Source organism: Burkholderia sp. Tr-20390, assembly GCF_017104595.1.
In the GTDB taxonomy this organism is placed as follows: Bacteria; Pseudomonadota; Gammaproteobacteria; order Burkholderiales; family Burkholderiaceae; genus Burkholderia.
In genome coordinates, this window is sequence record NZ_JAAGPC010000354.1 from 1 (window position 1) to 3417 (window position 3417).

Sequence of the window (3417 nt, forward strand, 5' to 3'; positions counted from 1 at the left end):
CGTCGACGTACTGGCCGGAAATCCAGCGGATCTGCCGCAAGTACGACATCCTGCTGGTGGCCGACGAAGTGATCGGCGGCTTCGGCCGCACCGGCGAATGGTTCGCACACCAACACTTCGGTTTCGAGCCCGATCTCATCACGATGGCCAAGGGCCTCACGTCGGGCTATGTGCCGATGGGTGCCGTCGGCATTCACGAACGCGTGGCGCGGCCGATCATCGACAACGGCGAATTCAACCACGGCCTCACGTACTCGGGCCATCCGGTGGCGGCGGCCGTCGCGGTCGCGAACCTGAAGCTGCTGCGCGACGAAGGGATCGTCGAGCGCGTGAAGAACGACACGGGCCCGTACTTCCAGGCGCTGATGCGCGAAACCTTCGCGCGTCACCCGATCGTCGGCGAGGTGCATGGCCACGGCCTCGTCGCGAGCCTGCAGCTCGCCGAAGCGCCGGCCGAACGCCGCCGCTTCGCGAACGGCGGCGACGTCGGCACGATCTGCCGCGACTTCTGCTTCAACGGCAACCTGATCATGCGCGCGACCGGGGACCGGATGCTGCTGTCGCCGCCGCTCGTGATCTCGCGTCCGGAAATCGATGAACTCGTATCGAAGGCGAAAAAAGCAGTCGATGCAACCGCCCAGCAACTGGGTATTTCGTAACGGTTTTTGCCTACAGGCGTGCGGCGGGCGCCGCACGCCGCCATAACCAGGGGAATTCCACCATGCGTGCCTGCTTTCTTCGCCAAGCCTGTTCCGTTGCCGCCCTTGCCGCCGCGGCCGCGTTCACGTCGGTCGCCAGCCCGACGGCACACGCGGCCGACGAGCTGAACGTCTACAACTGGTCCGACTACATCGCACCCGACACGATCCCGAACTTCCAGAAGCAGACGGGCATCCACGTCAAGTACGACAACTACGACAGCGACGACACGCTTCAGGCGAAGCTGCTGGCCGGCAGTTCGGGCTACGACATCGTCGTGCCGACGTCGAACTACATGGCCAAGCAGATCCAGGCCGGCGTGTACCAGAAGCTCGACAAGTCGAAGCTGCCGAACCTCGCGAACCTCGACCCGCTCTTGATGAAGATGATCTCGGATGCCGACCCGGGCAACCAGTACGGCGTGCCCTGGGCCTACGGCACGGACGGCATCGGCTACAACGCGCAGGCGGTGAAGAAGGCCCTCGGCGACAAGGCGCCGGTCGACAGCTGGGCGCTGGTGTTCGACCCGGCCAACATGGAAAAGCTGAAGAGCTGCGGCGTGTCGTTCCTCGACCAGGCCGTCGACGTGTTCGCCGCCACGCTGCAATACATGGGCAAGGATCCGAACAGCAAGAATCCCGGCGACTACCAGGCTGCGTTCGAAGTCCTGAAGAAAGTCCGCCCGTACATCACCCAGTTCAACTCGTCCGGCTACATCAACGACCTCGCGAACAACGACGTGTGCGTCGTGCTCGGCTGGTCGGGCGACGTCGGCATCGCGCATCGCCGCTCGGCCGAAGCGAAGCGTTCGTACGACATCAAGTTCTCGAATCCGAAGGAAGGCGGCCTGCTGTGGTTCGACGTGATGGTGATCCCGAAGGATGCACCGCACGCCGAAGCCGCACTGAAGTGGATCAACTACGTGTCCGATCCGAAGGTCAACGCGGCGATCACCAACACGGTGTTCTACCCGACCGCGAACAAGGCCGCGCACCAGTTCGTCACGCCGGCCGTCGCACAGGACCCGACCGTCTACCCGCCTGAAGACGTGCTGAAGAAGATGGTGCTGATGAAGCCGATGCCGGCCGACATCCTGCGCCTCGAGAACCGTCTGTGGGCCCAATTGAAGACCGGCCACTGATCGACCTGAATTCCGGCGGCGCAGGCGGCGCTTCACGCCTGCCCGCCTGAGATCCGCGGACCTCCGTCCGCCCGCGCGCGCCGCGCGCACTGTTCCATCCGGCACGAGCCGTCGCCCGTGAGTCGCGTTTTGCGCCTCGCGTGGGGGCGCTCACGCCTGCAATCCGTGAAGAACGAATGGTGAATCCCATGCAATCGATACCCTCTTCCGCTGCTGCACGACAGACCCAACCGGCCCCCGCGGCCCGTACGCAAAACGACGCCTTCGTACGCATTGAAAACGTCGTGAAGAAATTCGGCGACAGCACCGCCGTCGACAACGTGAACCTGACGATCGCGAAGAACGAGCTGTTCGCGCTGCTCGGTAGCTCGGGCTGCGGCAAGTCGACGTTGCTGCGCATGCTCGCCGGGCTCGAGACGGCCACCTCCGGCAAGATCTTCGTCGACGGCGAGGACCTTGCTTCTCTGCCGCCGTACCGCCGCCCGGTGAACATGATGTTCCAGTCGTACGCGCTGTTCCCGCACATGACGGTCGAATCGAACGTCGCGTTCGGCCTGAAGCAGGAAGGCACGCCAAAGAACGAGATCAAGGAACGCGTGGCCGATGCGCTCGCGCTCGTGCAGATGAGCAAGTACGCGCAGCGCAAGCCGCACCAGCTCTCCGGCGGCCAGCAGCAGCGCGTCGCGCTCGCGCGTTCGCTGGTCAAGCGCCCGAAGCTGCTGCTGCTCGACGAGCCGATGTCCGCGCTCGACAAGAAGATCCGCCAGAAGACTCAGCTCGAACTCGTGAACATCATCGAGAAGGTTGACGTGACCTGCGTGATGGTCACGCACGACCAGGAGGAGGCGATGACGATGGCCAGCCGCCTCGCGGTGATGAGCGAGGGCAAGATCGTGCAGATCGGCGCGCCGGGCGAGGTGTACGAATTCCCGAACAGCCGCTTCTCGGCCGAGTTCATCGGCTCGACCAACCTGTTCGAGGGCCGCGTCGTCGAAGACGAACCGGATCACATCTTCGTCGAAAGCGACGACCTCGAAGCCCGCATGTACGTGAGCCACGGCGTCACGGGCCCGCTCGGCATGCCGGTCGGCATCTCCGTGCGCCCGGAACGCATTCACGTGTCGCGCGAGAAGCCGGGCTCGAAACACAACTGGGCGCGCGGCGTCGTGACCGACATCGCGTACATGGGCAGCTACTCGCTGTACCACGTGCGCCTGCCGAGCGGCAAGACGGTCGTGTCGAACCTGTCGAGCTCGCACCTGATGAACGACAACGCGCCGGCGTGGAACGACGACGTGTTCGTGTCGTGGTCGCCGGCGAGCGGCGTCGTGCTGACGCAGTGAGGACGCCACGATGAGAACCTCCGCCTCCAATCCGTCCGCGCCGGTGCCGACCGGCGCCGCGAGCACCGGTACCGGCCGCGCCCGCCCGGGCCGCTTCGACTTCCTGGCGCGCTTCCTGCCGTCGGGCCGCAGCGTCGCGATCGGCGTGCCGTTCGTGTGGCTGGCCGTGTTCTTCGCGCTGCCGTTCGTGCTGGTGCTGAAGATCAGCTTCGCCGACCAGGTGATGGGCATCCC

Annotated in this window: 3 protein-coding genes and 1 pseudogene; all 4 read left to right on the forward strand. The window is 65.1% G+C overall.

Translation table 11 applies throughout. The annotated features are described in order from the left end of the window. A partial coding sequence (locus G3N98_RS38795; protein WP_206151079.1) for an aminotransferase class III-fold pyridoxal phosphate-dependent enzyme occupies positions 1–659 on the forward strand: 659 nt, incomplete at its 5' end. Between the two features lie 62 nt (positions 660–721). Then, positions 722–1840 carry a polyamine ABC transporter substrate-binding protein gene (locus G3N98_RS38800; protein ID WP_089426497.1) on the forward strand — a complete coding sequence of 373 codons (1119 nt, stop codon included), beginning with the start codon at positions 722–724 and terminating at the stop codon, positions 1838–1840. 188 nt (positions 1841–2028) lie between these two features. Next, positions 2029–3183 carry a polyamine ABC transporter ATP-binding protein gene (potA, locus tag G3N98_RS38805; protein ID WP_039355329.1) on the forward strand — a complete coding sequence of 385 codons (1155 nt, stop codon included), beginning with the start codon at positions 2029–2031 and terminating at the stop codon, positions 3181–3183. Between the two features lie 10 nt (positions 3184–3193). Beyond that, positions 3194–3417: pseudogene (locus G3N98_RS38810) on the forward strand (putrescine ABC transporter permease PotH); the annotation flags it as partial.